Source organism: Stutzerimonas sp. R40042 (assembly GCF_026642215.1).
Lineage (GTDB): Bacteria > Pseudomonadota > Gammaproteobacteria > Pseudomonadales > Pseudomonadaceae > Stutzerimonas > Stutzerimonas frequens.
The window spans coordinates 3,439,558-3,455,233 of record NZ_CP113258.1; the positions used below are offsets into that span (position 1 = coordinate 3,439,558).

Below are 15,676 nucleotides of genomic sequence, written 5' to 3' on the forward strand. Positions count from 1 at the left end.
GCCCTGCTCATTCGATGGCGGACGCTTCTATCTTGTCCATTTGCGGCAACGAGCCCCCGGCCTTGCGCATATCCTGGCGCAGAGCGACCTGCTGCACATCCTGGCGATTGACCAGGTCGGCCAGACTGATGCCACTGAGGAATTCATGGATTCGATCACTGAGATCGCACCACAGGTGATGGGTCAGGCAGGTATCGCCGGAGTGACAGCCTCCTAAGCCCTGGCAACGCGTCGCATCGACGGATTCGTTGACCGCATCGATTACCTGAGCGACCTGAATACCGGCCATGTCGCGAGAGAGCTGATAACCGCCACCCGGGCCACGCACACTGGTCACCAAAGCGCTGCGACGGAGCTTGGCAAACAGCTGCTCAAGATAGGAAAGCGAGATCCCCTGACGTTCGGAAATATCGGCCAAAGAAACCGGACCATGCTGGGCATGGAGCGCCAGATCAAGCATGGCGGTCACGGCATAACGGCCTTTGGTGGTCAATCGCATCGGTCTGCACCAAGCATTACGGTTTGGCGCAAGTATGCTATTCCCGAGTATTTAAGTCAACTATAAGACCTATTGATTTAGTCGGGCTTTATTTGCCTGCAGGTGAAGACCGCCCGATCGGAAACCGCCGCATGATACCAGCTGCTGTCAGCACCCGCACTTCATGCACGCGGCTCGCCGCCTTCGGATTTCACCTCCACGAAATCCTCCTCGCGCAGTTCGGGCAACTCCTTGGCGCAATAGTCACTCCCGAGCGCCTTGAGCGCGCCGCACATGCCCTCCAGACGCTCTTCAACCGCCTGCACGTGATCCAGCAACTGCCCAATCGCTCGCGCTACCGGATCGGGCATATCCTCGCTGACCCCATAGGCATCGAAACCGATCTTCTCGGCGATGGCCTTACGCCTTGCCTCCTGCTCGTCGCTGGACTTCACGATGATGCGCCCCGGTATCCCGACAGCCGTGGCGCCTGGCGGAACCTCGCGCGTCACGACCGCATTCGAACCGATCTTCGCGCCCGCCCCCACAGTGAAGGGGCCGAGAATCTTCGCGCCCGCCCCGACGATCACACCATCCTCGAGCGTCGGGTGGCGCTTGCCCTTGTTCCAACTGGTCCCGCCCAGCGTCACGCCGTGGTAAAGCGTCACGTCATCACCGATCTCGGCGGTCTCGCCAATGACAATGCCCATCCCATGGTCGATGAAGAAACGACGACCGATCCGGGCACCCGGATGTATCTCGACTCCGGTCAGCCAGCGCCCAAGATTCGACGACATGCGTGCCAGCCATTTCCACTCATGCGCCCACAGCCAGTGAGATAGACGGTGAATCCATACGGCGTGCAGCCCCGGATAACAGGTCAATACCTCGAACGCATTGCGGGCTGCCGGATCGCGATGGAACACGCTCTGGATATCTTCGCGCATGCGTTCGAACATCAGTCATTTCTCCGCTTGTGGGGCTCGCCACGGGCGGCCTTCTGTGTCTCTGTAAGAATACCGCGCAAGATGTTCATCTCCAGCTTGCTGATGCCGCTGCGCCCGTAGAGCCTGCGCAAGCGCGGCATCAAATGACGGGGCTTTGCCGGATCGAGGAAGCCGATGTCAATCAGCGTCTGCTCCAGATGACCGAAGTAGTTCTCCAACTCATCGACCGTGACCGGCTGCGCATCCAGCATGGCGGTAGTTTCCAGCTTCTCGACCTTCGTTGGCCGGCCCTCGGCAGCCAACCAGGCCATGCGCACCTCATAGGTCAACACCTGCACGGCCGCAGCGAGGTTCAACGAGCTGAACTGAGGATCGGAAGGAATATGCACGTGGTACTGGCACCGCTGCAGCTCTTCGTTGGTCAGCCCCGCGTACTCACGACCGAACACCAGCGCAACGTCGCTACCAGCAGCAGCCTGCTTCACCGATACCGCCGCGCACTCGCGCGGATCGAGCAAAGGCCACGGGATGCGACGATCGCGGGCACTGGTACCAAGCACAAGGCTACAACCAACCAGCGCCTCCTCCAGCGTGTCGACGACCAGCGCGGCATCGAGAATATCGGTCGCACCGGACGCCCGGGCGATAGCGTCGGAGCTCGGAAAATCTTCCGGCTCGACCAGCACCAGCCGCGACAGGCCCATGTTCTTCATGGCCCGAGCTGCGCCACCGATGTTGCCGGCGTGACTGGTGTTGACCAGCACCACACGAATGTTCTGCAGCGACACAATTCTTCTCAGCTTGGAAACCAGCGGAAAGCTTACAGGAAGCCGCTCTTCATTCGCCATCCGCCAAAGGCCGCAGCAGCACCGGTCACGCTACATGCGGCAACGCTTTCCTGATAGAATTTCGCGCTTTCTTTAACGACCCAGGTAATTGATCCATGCAGCCCATGCTGAATATCGCGCTGCGCGCCGCCCGCAGCGCCGGCGAACTGATTGTCCGTTCCACCGATCGCCTGGATGCAATTTCGGTCAACGAGAAAGAGGCGAAGGATTACGTTACCGAAATCGACAAGGCCGCCGAGCAATGCATCATCAATGCGCTGCGCAAGGCCTACCCGAATCACGGCATCCTCGGCGAGGAAGGCGGGCTGCTCGAAGGCAGCGGCGATGGCGCCGATTACCTCTGGATCATCGATCCACTGGACGGCACCACCAACTTCGTTCGCGGCATTCCGCACTACGCCGTTAGCATCGCCTGCAAGTACCGTGGCCGCCTTGAACACGCTGTTGTTCTGGATCCGGTCCGCCAGGAAGAGTTCACCGCGAGCCGCGGCCGAGGAGCAGCCCTGAATGGGCGCCGCCTGCGCGTCAGTTCGCGCAAGAGCCTGGAAGGCGCCCTGCTCGGCACAGGCTTTCCATTCAAGGACGGCCAGCTGGACAACCTGGACAGCTACCTGAACATGTTCCGCAGCCTGGTCGGCCAGACCTCAGGGCTGCGCCGCGCCGGCGCGGCGAGCCTCGACCTGGCCTACGTCGCAGCGGGTCGTTTCGATGCGTTCTGGGAATTCGGTCTTTCCGAGTGGGACATGGCAGCCGGTGCACTCCTTATCCAGGAGGCAGGCGGCTTGGTGAGCGATTTCAGCGGCGGCCATGAATTCCTCGAAAAGGGCCAGATCGTGGCCGGCAACACCAAGTGTTTCAAGGCGGTACTGACCACCATCCAGCCTCACCTCACGCCATCGCTCAAGCGCTGAGCCAAGCTGAGCGTCACGCATAAAAAAACGCCCCGACGGGGCGTTTTTTTATGCTGCTTATTTGCTTATTGCTGAGACAGCATCAACTGTCCATCCTGCACCGGTATCTGGCTGCCCGGATCACGATCCATTCTTACGCGACCAACCTTGCCGGCCAGATCGTACTTGACGTCATAGCCGACGATCTTGTCGTGCGTATCGGTCACCGTGCTGCAGCGGGTCTCGGTAGTGGTGTAGGTGCTGTTGGCCTGCATGCGCCCCTGCACCTGATTGCCGGCGTAACCACCGCCGACCGCACCCGCGACAGTGGCGATCTTCTTGCCGGTGCCGCCACCGATTTGATTGCCCAGCAGCCCACCGACAACGGCGCCGACCGCGGTGCCCGCAATACGGTGCTCATCTTGCACGGGCTTCTGCCGTGTCACCGCGACGTCCTTACAGACTTCACGCGGCGTTCGGATGGTTTCCTTGATAGGTTCGACCGCCAGCACCTCGGCGAACTTCGGACCGCGATCGACCAGGCTATAAGTAGCGAAAGCTCCGCCAGCCGTGGCAACAACCACCCCAAGTGCCGTACCGACCAACATGGACTTGTTCACTGTGACATCCTCTTCCATCGGGCTGCGCCCGTTCCGCAGCCTTGGACCGCGCAAGACTGCGGAAGTTCGGAGCGAGGATCAGGGACGGTCGTCGACCTCTTCTTCAGCGACCGGCGGGATGAGATCGTCACGCGTCAGCTTGAGCCAGACCAGCAGCATGCCTGCAACGTAGACGGAGGAGTAGGTACCTACGCCCACACCCACCAGCAACGCCAGAGAGAAGCCCCAAAGGTTCTCGCCACCGAAGACCATCAACGCCCCCACTGCCAGCAAGGTAGATACCGAGGTGGCCATGGTGCGCAGCAGTGTCTGGGTGGTGGAGATGTTGATGTTCTCCAGCAGCTCGGCCTTGCGCAGCATGCGGAAGTTCTCGCGGATCCGGTCGAAGATGACAATGGTGTCGTTCAACGAGTAGCCGATCACCGCGAGCACCGCCGCCAGCACCGTCAAGTCGAAGGAAATCTGAAAGAAGGAGAATACGCCCAGCACCACGATCACGTCATGGAACAGCGAGAGGACCGCACCCAGGCCGAACTTCCACTGGAAGCGGAATGCCACGTAAACCAGGATTCCTCCCAGCGCCAGCAGCATACCCAGGCCACCCTGGTCGCGTAGCTCCTCACCAACTGCCGGCCCGACGAACTCTACACGCTTGACGCTGACCGAGTTGCCGCCATCGGCGTTACGCAAGGCGCTGGCGATACGCTCACCCAACTGAGGATCGTCGCCCGGCATACGCACCAGCACGTCGGTGGTTGCACCGAAGCTCTGCACTACCGCATCGGTGAAGCCGGCCTGCACCAACTGGCCGCGCACCTGCTCGAGCCCAACCGGTCGCTCATAGCCCAACTCGATCAACGTGCCACCGGTGAAATCCAGACCGAAATTCAGGCCCTTGACCACCAGGCTTCCTAGCGAGGCGATGGTCAGCAGCACGGTGAGGGCGAATGCCAGATGGCGGACGCCCATGAAATTGATTACGCGTTTCATCGTGCTAGCCCCTTAAATCCACAGCTTCTTGAGATCGCGGCCACCGTAGATCAGGTTGACCATGCCGCGCGTCACGATGATTGCAGTGAACATCGACGTCAGGATGCCGATAGACAGGGTCACCGCAAAGCCCTTGATCGGACCGGTTCCCATGGCGAACAGAATGCCGCCGACCAACAAGGTGGTCAGGTTGCCGTCGAGAATCGCCGAGAACGCCCGGTCGAAGCCCTCGTGGATGGCCCGCTGGATCGACATGCCATTGGCAATCTCCTCACGAATACGCGAGAAGATGAGCACGTTGGCATCCACCGCCATACCCATGGTCAGCACGATACCGGCGATACCTGGCAGGGTCAGCGTGGCGTTGAGCATCGACATCAGCGCCGTGAGCACCACCATGTTGAACAGCAGCGCGATGGTGGCAAGCAGACCGAAGAACTTGTAGATCAGCACCATGAAAATGGCGACAAAGAGGAAGCCCCACATGGCGGCCTGCACACCCAGCTTGATGTTCTCGGCGCCCAGGCTCGGGCCGATGGTGCGTTCCTCGGCGAAGTACATCGGCGCCGCCAGACCGCCGGCACGCAGCAGCAGGGCAAGCTCGGACGATTCACCCTGGCCATCGAGACCGGTAATACGGAACTGACTGCCGAGCGGCGATTGGATCGTCGCCAGGCTGATGATCTTCTTCTCTTCCTGGAAGGTTTCAACCCGAACTTCCTGTTCGACACCGTCGACCATTTGCCGCACGTAGCGGGTCATCGGCCGCTGCTCGATGAAGATCACGGCCATGCTGCGCCCGACATTGCTGCGCGTGGCGCGATTCATCAGATCGCCGCCATGACCGTCGAGACGAATGTTCACCTGCGGACGACCGTTTTCATCGTAGCTGGCCTGAGCATCGGTTACCTGATCACCGGTGATGATCAGCGTGCGCTCAAGCTGCACGGGCGGGCGACCTTCTTCACGGAACTCGAATGTCTCGGTCGAAGCCCGTGAGGCATCAGGCTCAGCGGCGAGACGGAATTCCAGGTTCGCCGTCTTGCCAAGGATGCGCTTGGCCTCGGCCGTATCCTGCACACCCGGCAGCTCGACCACGATTCGGTTGGCGCCCTGGCGCTGAACCAGAGGCTCAGCCACGCCAAGCTCATTGACACGGTTGCGCACGGTGGTCAGGTTCTGCTTGATCGAATATTCGCGAATTTCCGCCAGCTTGGCCTCGGTCAGCGTCAACCGCAGCACCTGCTGGCCGTTACGCTCACTGGTCGCAAGCTCGAAATCGGTGAAGTTCTTGCGAATCAGCGCCTGCGCGGCAGCGAGTGTCTCCTCGTCAGCGAAGCCCAGCTGCACGGCATTCTTCAGGTTCGGCAGACTGCGGTAACGCACACGCTCCTTGCGCAGCAAGCTCTTGACCTCGCCTTCCGAAACGTTCAGGCGCGTCTCGATCGCCTTCTCCATGTCGACTTCCAACAGGAAGTGCACACCACCAGAGAGATCCAAACCAAGCTTCATCGGGCTTGCGCCAAGGTTGCGCAGCCACTCCGGCGTGGTCGGAGCAAGATTGAGCGCCACGACGTAAGCGTCGCCCAGAGCACGACGAACGATATCCTTTGCAGGCAACTGGTCGTCCTGGCGCTCCAGACGCACGAGACCGCCGCGCCCCTGTTCATCGAGCGACGCCGACTTGACGGCGATGCCGCCATCTTCGAGCGCCTTGCTGATGCGTTCGAGGTCTGCCGAACCGATCTCCTGCGCCGTGCTGGCGCCAGTGACCTGGATCGCCGGGTCGTCCGGATAGAGGTTGGGCGCCGAGTAAACGAAGGCAATCGCGAGCACTGCCAGAATCAGCAGGTATTTCCAGAGAGGGAATCTATTGAGCATGACGCAGCCCGTTTAATGAACGAGGGGCGCCTTGCGCGCCCCGTCGATATTGAATGAAGTCAGCTCAGATGGCTTTCAGAGTGCCCTTGGGCAGGGTGGCGGCGATCGCCACCTTCTGGAACTTCAACTCAACGTTGTCGGAAACCTCGATCACCACGAAATCGTCAGCAACCTTGGTAACCTTTCCAGCGATACCGCCGGAGGTGACTACCTCATCGCCTTTCTGCAGCCCGGCGATCAGATTTTTGTGCTCCTTCGCACGCTTGGCCTGGGGACGCCAGATCATCAGATAGAAGATGACCAGAAAACCGACCAGGAATACCCACTCGAAACCGGTGCCGGCAGGACCTGCGGCAGCCTCCTGGGCATAGGCGGCGGGAATCAGAAAGCTCATGTACCACTCCTGTTGCAGAAAGGATTGTGTTGTTCTGGCACGTCACGCAAGCGGCGGCGTTGGCAGGCCGCGCTTGGCATAAAAGGCGTCGACAAAGGCCGCCAATGTACCCTGTTGAATGGCGTCGCGTAAACCAGCCATCACCCGCTGGTAATGCCGCAGGTTGTGGATGGTATTCAACATGCTACCCAGCATTTCGCCGCATTTATCCAGGTGATGTAGATAGGCGCGGGAGAAGTGTTTGCAGGTGTAACAATCGCAGCCCGGATCCAGCGGCGAATCATCGTGCTTGTGCACCGCGTTGCGAATCTTGATGACGCCGGTGTCGGTGAACAGATGGCCATTGCGCGCGTTACGCGTCGGCATCACGCAGTCGAACATGTCCACGCCGCGCCGCACGCCCTCGACCAGATCCTCCGGTTTGCCCACGCCCATCAGATAGCGCGGCTTGTCGGCCGGCATCTGCGGCGGCAGGAAGTCCAGCACACGGATCATCTCTTCCTTCGGCTCGCCCACGGAAAGCCCACCAATTGCCAGCCCGTCGAAGCCGATCTCGCAAAGCCCTTCCAGCGAACGCATGCGCAGCGACTCGTGCATGCCGCCCTGGACGATGCCAAACAGTGCCGACGGGCTGTCGCCATGAGCGACCTTGGAGCGCTTGGCCCAGCGCAGCGACAGCTCCATCGAGCGGCGCGCGACGTCCTCGTCAGCCGGATAGGGCGTGCACTCATCGAAGATCATGACGATATCCGAGCCCAGGTCACGCTGGACCTGCATGGACTCTTCCGGCCCCATGAATACCTTGGCGCCATCGACCGGCGAGGCGAAGTAGACGCCCTCCTCCTTGATCTTGCGCATCGCCCCCAGACTGAACACCTGAAAACCACCGGAATCGGTAAGGATCGGCCCCTGCCACTGCATGAAGTCGTGCAGGTCGCCGTGGCGCTTGATCACCTCGGTGCCAGGTCGCAACCAGAGGTGAAAGGTGTTGCCCAGGATGATCTGCGCACCGATCGCTTCGATGTCCCGCGGCAGCATGCCCTTGACGGTACCGTAGGTGCCCACCGGCATGAAGGCCGGCGTTTCCACGGTGCCGCGAGGAAAGGTCAGACGCCCCCGACGCGCCTTGCCATCGGTGGCGAGTAGCTCGAAAGACATGTGGCAGGTACGACTCATCGGGTTTCCTCGGGACCGCGCGGTGCGGGGTTGCGGGTAATGAACATGGCGTCGCCATAACTGAAGAAGCGGTAGCGCTGCGCCACGGCCTCGGCATACGCCGCCATGGTTTCCGGATAACCAGCGAAGGCGGAAACCAGCATCAGCAGCGTCGACTCGGGCAGATGGAAATTGGTCACCAGCGCATCGACCACATAAAAGGTCTTGCCCGGGTAGATGAAGATATCGGTGTCGCCACTGAACGGCTTGAGCTCGCCGTCGCGTGCGGCCGTTTCCAGCGAGCGGACACTGGTGGTACCCACCGCGATCACCCGACCTCCGCGTGCGCGGCAGGCCGCCACCGCATCGACCACCTCCTGCGTCACCTCCAGCCACTCGTGATGCATATGGTGCTCTTCGATGCGCTCCACGCGCACCGGCTGGAAGGTGCCGGCGCCAACATGCAGGGTGACATAGGCAGTCTGGACCCCAGCATCGCGCAGCGCTCCCAGCAGGGCCTCGTCGAAATGCAGCCCGGCGGTCGGAGCCGCCACGGCGCCGGCTCGCTGCGCGTAGACGGTCTGGTAGCGCTCGCGATCGGCGGCATCGTCCGGCCTGTCTATATAAGGAGGCAACGGCATGTGACCGATGCGCTCGAGCAGCGGCAACACGTCCTCGTCGAAGACGAGTTCGAACAGGGCATCGTGCCGCGCGACCATTTCAGCTGTGCCGCCACCGTCGAGCAGGATCTGAGAGCCGGGCTTGGGGGACTTGCTCGAGCGCACATGCGCCAGCACGCTGCGATTGCCGGTCACGCGCTCGACCAGGATCTCCAGCTTGCCGCCCGTAGCCTTCTGCCCAAACAGCCGCGCCGGAATGACCCGCGTATTGTTGAAGACCATCAGATCACCGGGCCGCACGTAGTCCAGCAGATCGGCAAAGTTGCGGTGCGACATCTGCCCTGACTCACCGTCGAGCACCAACAGCCGGCTCGCTCTGCGCTCGGCAAGTGGATGACGGGCAATCAGGACGTCGGGGAGCTCGAAGTAGAAATCGGCGACTTGCATAGGCGGTTTCGGGGCGCGGAAAGGGCGCAGATATTAGCCGAAACACGTCGAGCTGACCACGCCAAACGATTGACCACTCAGCCCGGCATCCCTATACTGCGCCGCCACTGTGCCTCGATGGCGGAATCGGTAGACGCAGCGGATTCAAAATCCGCCGTTGGTAACAACGTGAGAGTTCGAGTCTCTCTCGGGGCACCATCACAGTATCAAGCCAGTGTTCGGCGAACTCAGATCGATACGCACACTGGCAATTAACACCCAGTTCCACCGCCTTCTCGCTGACTGACAAACAATGCAGCCAGCCGTGGCCTTGACGATCCGCAGCAGCGGAGCAGCACGTCAAACCACCCTTCACAAGCGCCGAAATGGCGCCGCCTGGACAGGCAAATTCTATGGCTCCGAGGGGTTGGCATTCCCCGGCGAGTTATCGTAGAGTGTGCCCACTGTGTTTGCATGGGTCGCTGTTGAATCGTGACCTGGTGCAGTAGATCTTCAGATCCGCTACTCCGCTCGACTCTCTTACTCCTTGCAACCAGTTCCAGCCTCCTGTTTTTGCGGGAAGCAATTCTACTTTTGAGTTTCAAGGATACAAAGACATGTCGAATCGTCAGAACGGTACCGTCAAGTGGTTTAACGACGAGAAAGGTTTTGGTTTCATCACTCCCGAGAGCGGTCCGGATCTGTTCGTGCACTTCCGCGCGATCGAAGGCAACGGCTTCAAGAGCCTGAAAGAAGGCCAGAAAGTCAGCTTCATCGCCGTGCAAGGTCAAAAGGGCATGCAGGCCGACCAGGTTCAGATCCTGGGCTAAGCCTTTTCTCCGAAAAGCCCCTGATGGCAACATCAGGGGCTTTTTTATGCGCGCAATTCCGTAGAATGCCCCGCCTTCCACTTGATCGAGACACGCAATGCGCCGACATCTGCTGAGCCCGCAGGGCCAATTCCCCGCCGCCGGTCTGATGCGACGACTGGCAGCAATGTTCTATGACAGCCTGCTCTGCATCGCCCTGATGATGGTGGTGACCCTGTTCTATCAACAGGTGCTGCTGCGCCTGCTGTATGGCAGTGAACAGCTGAAGATGCTCGCCGAGGCCGGCCGCCTGGACATCGACCCCCTGCTTTCGACGCTACTGCTGTTCAGCCTGTTCGGCTTCTTCGCCAAGTTCTGGACCCACAACGGTCAGACACTGGGCATGCAGGTCTGGGGTATCCGTATCCAGAACAGCGACGGACGCGCCATCGATCTGTGGCAGGCGCTGCTGCGCTTCCTCATCGCGATCGTCTCGCTGCTGTGCCTGGGAATGGGTTATTGGTGGATGCTGATCGACAAGCAGAAGCGCACCTGGCACGACATCTACTCCGAGAGCCAGGCGGTGCAACTGCCGAAGAACATCCACAAGAAATAATCGCAGCGCCCGGCCATCTCTCACGCCCGGGCGCTTGCCCCTCAATCCATCGCGACCGCCATGCGCGACGGCGTAGCCTCAGCCGGCGCGCCTCAGCAACCAGGCGCCGATCAGCGCACAGACACAGGCCGGCAACACCACCGCCAGCAGCGGCGAGAAACCAAACACCTGGCTCGCCGGCCCCAGCAGATCCTGAATGATGCGGAACACGAAGCCGACGACCACGCCGGTGAAGATCCGCTGCCCCAGCGTCACCGAACGCAGCGGTCCGAAGATGAAGGAAATCGCCAGCAGCACCAGCGCAACGGTGACCGCCGGCTGTAGAACCTTGGTCCAGAAAGCCAGCCAGTAACGGCTGTTGTTCAGCCCCTGCTCGCCTAGATAGTGGATATAGCGCCACAAGCCGGTGATCGACAGCGCCTCCGGCTCCATCACCACGGTGCCGAGCAGCTGCGGCGTCAACTGGACGTCCCAGCGCTCCTCTGGCGCGCGCATGACTTCGGTGTGATCACCGCGGAAGTGGGTGGTGGCGATGTTCTCGAGCCGCCAATGGTCGCCCTGGTAGCTGGCGCGGCGCGCGAAACTGGACGACAGCAGGCGACGCTCTTCGTCGAAGCGGTAACGCGTGACGCCCACCAGCACACCGCCGGGCTGCACCGCGTTGACGTGCACGAACTCGTTTTCCTGACGATGCCACAGCCCACGCTTGCTGCTCTGCGCCTCACCTGCCCCCTGCGCCAGGGAGCGCCTGGCCTGGGCGATGTCTTCGCTCAGCGGCGCGACATACTCGCCGATGAGGATTCCGGCGACGAGCAGGACGAGCATTGGCTTCATCACCGATAGCACGATGCGTCCCAGGGAAACCCCGGCGGCGCGCATGATGGTCAGCTCACTACTGCTGGCCAGCGTGCCGAGACCGATCAGGCAGCCGATCAGCGCCGCCATCGGCAGCATTTCGTACAGCCGGCGCGGCGAGGTCAGCAGGACGTATTGCAGAGCATCACCCAGACCGTAGCTGCCCTGGACGTCACCCAGCTCGTCGATGAACGCGAACAACAGCGCTAACCCAACGATGATGCCGAGCACCGTGAGGATGGCGAGAAAGACATGGATACCGATGTAGCGATCGAGCTTAACCACGAGCCACCTCCAGCTGCGCGTGGCGCTTCTTCATTCGCAGCCTGATCGGCTCCCAGAACAGCATCAGCAGGCCGATCGCCAAGAACAGCCCGTGCACCCACCACAAGCCCAGAGCCATGGGCAGGCGACCCTTGTCCAGCGCGCCGCGCACCGCGATCAGCGACGCGAGATAGGTCATGTACAACAGGATGGCCGGCAGTAGCTTGAGGAAGCGCCCCTGCCGCGGGCTGACCTTGGCCAGCGGCACGGCGAGCACGGTGACGACGAACACCAGCAGCGGCAATGACAGCCGCCATTGCAGCTCGGTTCGGTGCCTGAGGTTGTCGCTGCCGAGCAACTCGTGGGTCGGCATGGCCTCGCGCTCGCTCAGCTCCATGCTCACCTCCGGCTTTGGCAGCAACACACCATAGGTGTCGTACTGGATCGCGCGGTAATCCGCCTGCCCCGGGTTACCGTCATAGCGGTAGCCGTTTTCCAGGATCAGATAACGACTGCCGTCCGGTTGAATTTCCTGACGCCCGCTTTCGGCAACGAGCACGGACAGCCCGCTTTCCTTGCCGGTCTGGCGTGAAACATTGGTCTCGGAAATGAACACCCCGCCCAGTTCGCTGCGGTCGGCCGACAGCTCACGGGTATAAGTCACGCGCGAACCGCCGCGCAGGGTTTGGAAACGTCCCGGAACGAGGGTGTCGAACTCGGTCAGCGAATCCTGCTGGCTGAGAATGCGCTCGACCTCGGCGATCCCCTGCGGCGCCAGGCCCAGGCTCAGCCAGCCGACCAGCGCGGCGACCAGCGCAGCCGGCGCCAAGCTGTAGACCAGCAGCCGGCGCTGGCTCATGCCGGTAGCCGAAAGCACGGTCATTTCGCTTTCCAGATAGAGGCGCCCGTAGGCCAGCAGGATGCCGAGGAACAGCCCCAGCGGCAGGATCAACTGCAGAAAGCCCGGCAGGCGGAAGCCCATGATCAGCAGCAGCACACCCGGATCGAGCACCCCCTGCGCAGCCTGGGCCAGATACTTGATGAAGCGGCCGCTCATGATGATCACCAGCAGCACGGCACTGACCGCGCTCATGGTGATCAGCAGCTCTCGGGACAGGTAACGAAAGACGATCAAACCAGACACTCCAGGGTTGTCAGGCTCTGGCGGCAACGCTCAAACTAGCCGCCAGTTGCCGGCCCGCCGCAGCAGACCGTTGGAATTGGTAATGGCGCGCAAGTCGCGTCGGCGCGATCACTGACAAGCTCAGGTGATTGCAACGTTTCTAGCCTAGCGCAGTCGCTAACAACGACCGAACAGGCGAACCACCGGAAAATAAGCCCGGCATTATCCTGCAAACCCGACTCTTTGTCTTGGGGACACCACGTCATGGAATTTGTTGTCAAAAGCGCTAAAGCCTCCACCCAGAAGACCGCCACCCTGATTCTGCCGCTCGGCGAGAACTGCCTACTCGGCAGCGTCGCACAGAGCGTGGACAGTGCCAGCGCTGGCGCGCTCAGCACCGCGCTCAAGCGTGGCGACATCCAGGGCAAGCCGGGCCAGACGCTGTTGCTGCACGGCCTGCCGGGTCTCAAGGCCGAGCGAGTGCTGCTGGTCGGCACCGGCAAGGCGGATGAACTCGACAGCCGCCAATGGCGCAAAGTGGTCAATGCAGCGTTGGCGGTCATCAAGAACCTGGGTGGCGGCGATGCTGCTTTCGCCATGCAGGACGTACAGGTCAAGGGGCGCGACAGCTATGCCCGTACGCGCCTGCTGGTAGAAATCATCGCCGACGGCCAGTACGTGTTCGACCGTTTCAAGAGCAAGAAGGCCGAACCGCGTGCACTGCAGAAGATCATCCTGCTCTGCGACAAGGCCGAACAGGCCGGCGTCGAGCGTGCCACCAACGAGGCTTCGGCGATCGCCACCGGCATGGCCTTCACCCGCGACCTGGGCAACCTGCCGCCGAACGTCTGCCATCCGACTTTCCTCGCCGACCAGGCCCGGCAGCTGAGCAAGGCCTACAAGAACGTCAAGCTCGATGTGCTGGACGAGAAGAAACTGCGCGAACTCGGCGCTGGCGCTTTCCTCGCGGTATCCCAGGGCAGTGAACAGCCCGGCTGCATCATCGTTCTGCAGTACAACGGCGGCAAGAAAGGCGACAAGCCCTATGCACTGGTCGGCAAGGGCATCACCTTCGACACCGGCGGCATCAGCCTCAAGCCGGGCCTGGGCATGGACGAGATGAAGTACGACATGGGCGGCGCCGCCAGTGTGCTCGGTACGCTCAAGGCCGTGCTCGAACTGCAGCTGCCGATCAACCTGGTCTGCCTGCTGGCCTGCGCCGAGAACATGCCCAGCGGCGGCGCGACTCGCCCGGGTGACATCGTCACCACCATGAGCGGCCAGACCGTGGAAATCCTCAACACCGACGCCGAAGGCCGATTGGTGCTGTGCGACACCCTGACCTACGCCGAGCGCTTCGAGCCACGCGCCGTAATCGACGTGGCCACCCTGACCGGCGCCTGCATCGTCGCGCTGGGCAGCAACACCTCGGGCCTGCTGGGCAACAACGACGAGCTCATCCAACAGCTGCTGCAGGCCGGCGAGAGCGCAGCCGACCGCGCCTGGCAATTGCCGCTGTTCGACGAGTATCAGGAGCAGCTGGACAGCCCCTTCGCCGACATCGCCAATATCGGCGGGCCCAAGGCCGGCACCATCACGGCCGCCTGCTTCCTCTCACGCTTTACCAAGAAGTACCCATGGGCCCACCTGGACATCGCCGGCACCGCCTGGACCAGTGGCGGCAAGGAAAAAGGCGCCACTGGCCGCCCCGTGCCCCTGCTGACCCAGTACCTGCTGGACCGGATCAACGGATGAGCCCGATCACCGCGCGTGACAGCGGCCGGCACGGCCCCGCGCTCGCGGGCCCGGCGGGCGCACGCCCATGACACGCATCGAGTTCTACGTGCTGCCGGACGACAACCCGCTCGGGCGGCTGCGCGCGGCCTGCCAGCTGGCAGCCAAGGGCTGGCAGCATGGCCTGCAGGTGTTCGTCCGTTGCAGCGACGAAGAACAGTCGACCCGGCTCGACGAGCTGCTCTGGAGCTTTCGCGCGGAACGTTTCATCCCGCACGAGCAGTACGCCGAGGAGGTGCAGGCGCCAGTGGTCATCGGGCTCGAACAGGAACCACCAACCGCCCAGGGTCTGCTGATCAACCTGGCACCGACACTCTCGGCACATATCGACCGCTTCAGCCGGGTCATCGAGATCGTCAACCAGGAGCCGCAGCTGCTGACCGCCTGCCGGGAGAATTTTCGCCTGTATCGGCGCCAGGGCTATGATCCAAAAAGGGTCGAGCTCTAGCCGCTCCAATTTAGATAGCAAGGGATACCCCCTGGCAAACAGCCGGGATGCACCAGCCCGGAACCACGCAGATGACACCGAAAACCCCGAACAAACCCGCCGAACTGCTAAGCGATCTCGAATCCATTCGCGCACTGCTCGGCGACGATTTCCCCGACACCGCCACAACAGGCGCCCCGGTGGATCCCGATAGCATTCCGCTGCTCTCCGATATCGTCGAACCCGGACCGGCCGTCGCAGCCACCACCCCCAGTGACGACGAGCCACGGGAAACCAGCGTGCGCAGCGCCTTCCGCTCCCTGGCCGAGCGGCATATCGATCACGAGTTGCGCACCGCGGCCAACCTGATCCTGCAGGAAGTGATCGACGACTTCGTGCCGCAGATCGAGGCCGAACTCAAGCGCCGCCTCGAGAGCCGCATCGACCGCCTGGTGCGTACACCCCCGCCTCGCAGCTGATCCGTGAATGCGTAGTTAATCCGCACGGCCGCGAAATCTCGCGGCCGTTTGCCTTTATAC

The 15,676-nt window shown here is 61.8% G+C and carries 17 protein-coding genes and 1 tRNA gene; 7 read left to right on the plus strand and 11 right to left on the minus strand.

Annotated features, from left to right (window positions below; genetic code table 11):
• Window positions 1-7: 7 nt before the first annotated feature.
• From iscR to trmJ, 3 genes are all read right to left on the minus strand, one after another.
• Window positions 8-499 carry a Fe-S cluster assembly transcriptional regulator IscR gene (iscR, locus tag OUY36_RS16310; RefSeq protein WP_063542439.1) on the minus strand — a complete coding sequence of 164 codons (492 nt, stop codon included), beginning with the start codon at window positions 497-499 and terminating at the stop codon, window positions 8-10.
• Between the two features lie 161 nt (window positions 500-660).
• Window positions 661-1,437 (minus strand): serine O-acetyltransferase, encoded by a 777-nt coding sequence (gene cysE, locus OUY36_RS16315; protein WP_063542437.1) that lies wholly within the window; start codon window positions 1,435-1,437, stop codon window positions 661-663.
• On the minus strand, window positions 1,437-2,273 hold the full coding sequence (gene trmJ, locus OUY36_RS16320; protein ID WP_267935124.1) for a tRNA (cytosine(32)/uridine(32)-2'-O)-methyltransferase TrmJ: 837 nt from the start codon (window positions 2,271-2,273) through the stop codon (window positions 1,437-1,439). The genes cysE and trmJ overlap by 1 nt, the downstream gene beginning before the upstream one ends.
• A gap of 95 nt (window positions 2,274-2,368) precedes the next feature.
• Here trmJ and suhB point away from each other — a divergent pair, with 95 nt between their 5' ends.
• A complete protein-coding gene (gene suhB, locus OUY36_RS16325) occupies window positions 2,369-3,184 on the plus strand; it encodes a type III secretion system regulator SuhB (protein ID WP_063542433.1) in 816 nt (271 codons plus the stop codon).
• A 65-nt stretch (window positions 3,185-3,249) separates the two neighbouring features.
• On the opposite strand, the gene OUY36_RS16330 is transcribed toward suhB, so the two are convergent.
• The 6 genes from OUY36_RS16330 to queA form a co-directional block, all read right to left on the minus strand.
• Window positions 3,250-3,783: a glycine zipper 2TM domain-containing protein gene (locus tag OUY36_RS16330; RefSeq protein WP_063542726.1), complete on the minus strand. Its 534-nt coding sequence runs from the start codon at window positions 3,781-3,783 to the stop codon at window positions 3,250-3,252.
• A gap of 78 nt (window positions 3,784-3,861) precedes the next feature.
• Window positions 3,862-4,773 carry a protein translocase subunit SecF gene (gene secF, locus OUY36_RS16335; protein WP_063542431.1) on the minus strand — a complete coding sequence of 304 codons (912 nt, stop codon included), beginning with the start codon at window positions 4,771-4,773 and terminating at the stop codon, window positions 3,862-3,864.
• Between the two features lie 12 nt (window positions 4,774-4,785).
• Entirely contained in the window at window positions 4,786-6,654 is a 1,869-nt protein-coding gene (secD, locus tag OUY36_RS16340; RefSeq protein WP_156244692.1) for a protein translocase subunit SecD, read from the minus strand.
• Between the two features lie 64 nt (window positions 6,655-6,718).
• A complete protein-coding gene (gene yajC / locus OUY36_RS16345) occupies window positions 6,719-7,048 on the minus strand; it encodes a preprotein translocase subunit YajC (RefSeq protein WP_014597404.1) in 330 nt (109 codons plus the stop codon).
• 42 nt (window positions 7,049-7,090) lie between these two features.
• Window positions 7,091-8,206 (minus strand): tRNA guanosine(34) transglycosylase Tgt, encoded by a 1,116-nt coding sequence (tgt, locus tag OUY36_RS16350; RefSeq protein WP_085988602.1) that lies wholly within the window; start codon window positions 8,204-8,206, stop codon window positions 7,091-7,093.
• Window positions 8,207-8,220: 14 nt separating this feature from the next.
• Complete coding sequence (gene queA / locus OUY36_RS16355; RefSeq protein ID WP_267935127.1) at window positions 8,221-9,270, minus strand: tRNA preQ1(34) S-adenosylmethionine ribosyltransferase-isomerase QueA; 1,050 nt, start codon at window positions 9,268-9,270, stop codon at window positions 8,221-8,223.
• Window positions 9,271-9,381: 111 nt separating this feature from the next.
• Here queA and OUY36_RS16360 point away from each other — a divergent pair.
• From OUY36_RS16360 to OUY36_RS16370, 3 genes are all read left to right on the plus strand, one after another.
• Window positions 9,382-9,468 (plus strand) — tRNA-Leu (locus tag OUY36_RS16360).
• Between the two features lie 398 nt (window positions 9,469-9,866).
• Window positions 9,867-10,079: a cold-shock protein gene (locus tag OUY36_RS16365; RefSeq protein WP_003246255.1), complete on the plus strand. Its 213-nt coding sequence runs from the start codon at window positions 9,867-9,869 to the stop codon at window positions 10,077-10,079.
• Between the two features lie 97 nt (window positions 10,080-10,176).
• Complete coding sequence (locus tag OUY36_RS16370; RefSeq protein ID WP_011914148.1) at window positions 10,177-10,674, plus strand: RDD family protein; 498 nt, start codon at window positions 10,177-10,179, stop codon at window positions 10,672-10,674.
• Between the two features lie 78 nt (window positions 10,675-10,752).
• Here the strand turns inward: OUY36_RS16370 and lptG are convergent, their stop codons facing one another.
• Entirely contained in the window at window positions 10,753-11,814 is a 1,062-nt protein-coding gene (gene lptG / locus OUY36_RS16375; RefSeq protein ID WP_017246451.1) for an LPS export ABC transporter permease LptG, read from the minus strand.
• Window positions 11,807-12,928 carry an LPS export ABC transporter permease LptF gene (gene lptF, locus OUY36_RS16380; protein ID WP_267935128.1) on the minus strand — a complete coding sequence of 374 codons (1,122 nt, stop codon included), beginning with the start codon at window positions 12,926-12,928 and terminating at the stop codon, window positions 11,807-11,809. The genes lptG and lptF overlap by 8 nt, the downstream gene beginning before the upstream one ends.
• 252 nt (window positions 12,929-13,180) lie before the next feature.
• On the opposite strand from lptF, the gene OUY36_RS16385 reads away from it, so the two are divergent.
• The 3 genes from OUY36_RS16385 to OUY36_RS16395 all read left to right on the plus strand — a co-directional run bounded on the left by OUY36_RS16385 (window position 13,181) and on the right by OUY36_RS16395 (window position 15,616).
• Window positions 13,181-14,671 carry a leucyl aminopeptidase gene (locus OUY36_RS16385; RefSeq protein WP_267935129.1) on the plus strand — a complete coding sequence of 497 codons (1,491 nt, stop codon included), beginning with the start codon at window positions 13,181-13,183 and terminating at the stop codon, window positions 14,669-14,671.
• 67 nt (window positions 14,672-14,738) lie between these two features.
• Window positions 14,739-15,158 (plus strand): DNA polymerase III subunit chi, encoded by a 420-nt coding sequence (locus OUY36_RS16390; RefSeq protein ID WP_267935131.1) that lies wholly within the window; start codon window positions 14,739-14,741, stop codon window positions 15,156-15,158.
• Between the two features lie 71 nt (window positions 15,159-15,229).
• Window positions 15,230-15,616 carry a DNA polymerase III subunit chi gene (locus tag OUY36_RS16395; RefSeq protein WP_267935132.1) on the plus strand — a complete coding sequence of 129 codons (387 nt, stop codon included), beginning with the start codon at window positions 15,230-15,232 and terminating at the stop codon, window positions 15,614-15,616.
• Window positions 15,617-15,676 lie beyond the last annotated feature (60 nt).

Coding starts and splice junctions, on each gene's coding strand:
- iscR (WP_063542439.1), bottom strand. CDS start 499: ATGCGATTGACCACCAAAGGCCGTTATGCCGTGACCGCCATGCTTGAT.
- cysE (WP_063542437.1), bottom strand. CDS start 1,437: ATGTTCGAACGCATGCGCGAAGATATCCAGAGCGTGTTCCATCGCGAT.
- trmJ (WP_267935124.1), bottom strand. CDS start 2,273: ATGGCGAATGAAGAGCGGCTTCCTGTAAGCTTTCCGCTGGTTTCCAAG.
- suhB (WP_063542433.1), top strand. CDS start 2,369: ATGCAGCCCATGCTGAATATCGCGCTGCGCGCCGCCCGCAGCGCCGGC.
- secF (WP_063542431.1), bottom strand. CDS start 4,773: ATGAAACGCGTAATCAATTTCATGGGCGTCCGCCATCTGGCATTCGCC.
- secD (WP_156244692.1), bottom strand. CDS start 6,654: ATGCTCAATAGATTCCCTCTCTGGAAATACCTGCTGATTCTGGCAGTG.
- yajC (WP_014597404.1), bottom strand. CDS start 7,048: ATGAGCTTTCTGATTCCCGCCGCCTATGCCCAGGAGGCTGCCGCAGGT.
- tgt (WP_085988602.1), bottom strand. CDS start 8,206: ATGTCTTTCGAGCTACTCGCCACCGATGGCAAGGCGCGTCGGGGGCGT.
- queA (WP_267935127.1), bottom strand. CDS start 9,270: ATGCAAGTCGCCGATTTCTACTTCGAGCTCCCCGACGTCCTGATTGCC.
- OUY36_RS16365 (WP_003246255.1), top strand. CDS start 9,867: ATGTCGAATCGTCAGAACGGTACCGTCAAGTGGTTTAACGACGAGAAA.
- OUY36_RS16370 (WP_011914148.1), top strand. CDS start 10,177: ATGCGCCGACATCTGCTGAGCCCGCAGGGCCAATTCCCCGCCGCCGGT.
- OUY36_RS16385 (WP_267935129.1), top strand. CDS start 13,181: ATGGAATTTGTTGTCAAAAGCGCTAAAGCCTCCACCCAGAAGACCGCC.
- OUY36_RS16390 (WP_267935131.1), top strand. CDS start 14,739: ATGACACGCATCGAGTTCTACGTGCTGCCGGACGACAACCCGCTCGGG.
- OUY36_RS16395 (WP_267935132.1), top strand. CDS start 15,230: ATGACACCGAAAACCCCGAACAAACCCGCCGAACTGCTAAGCGATCTC.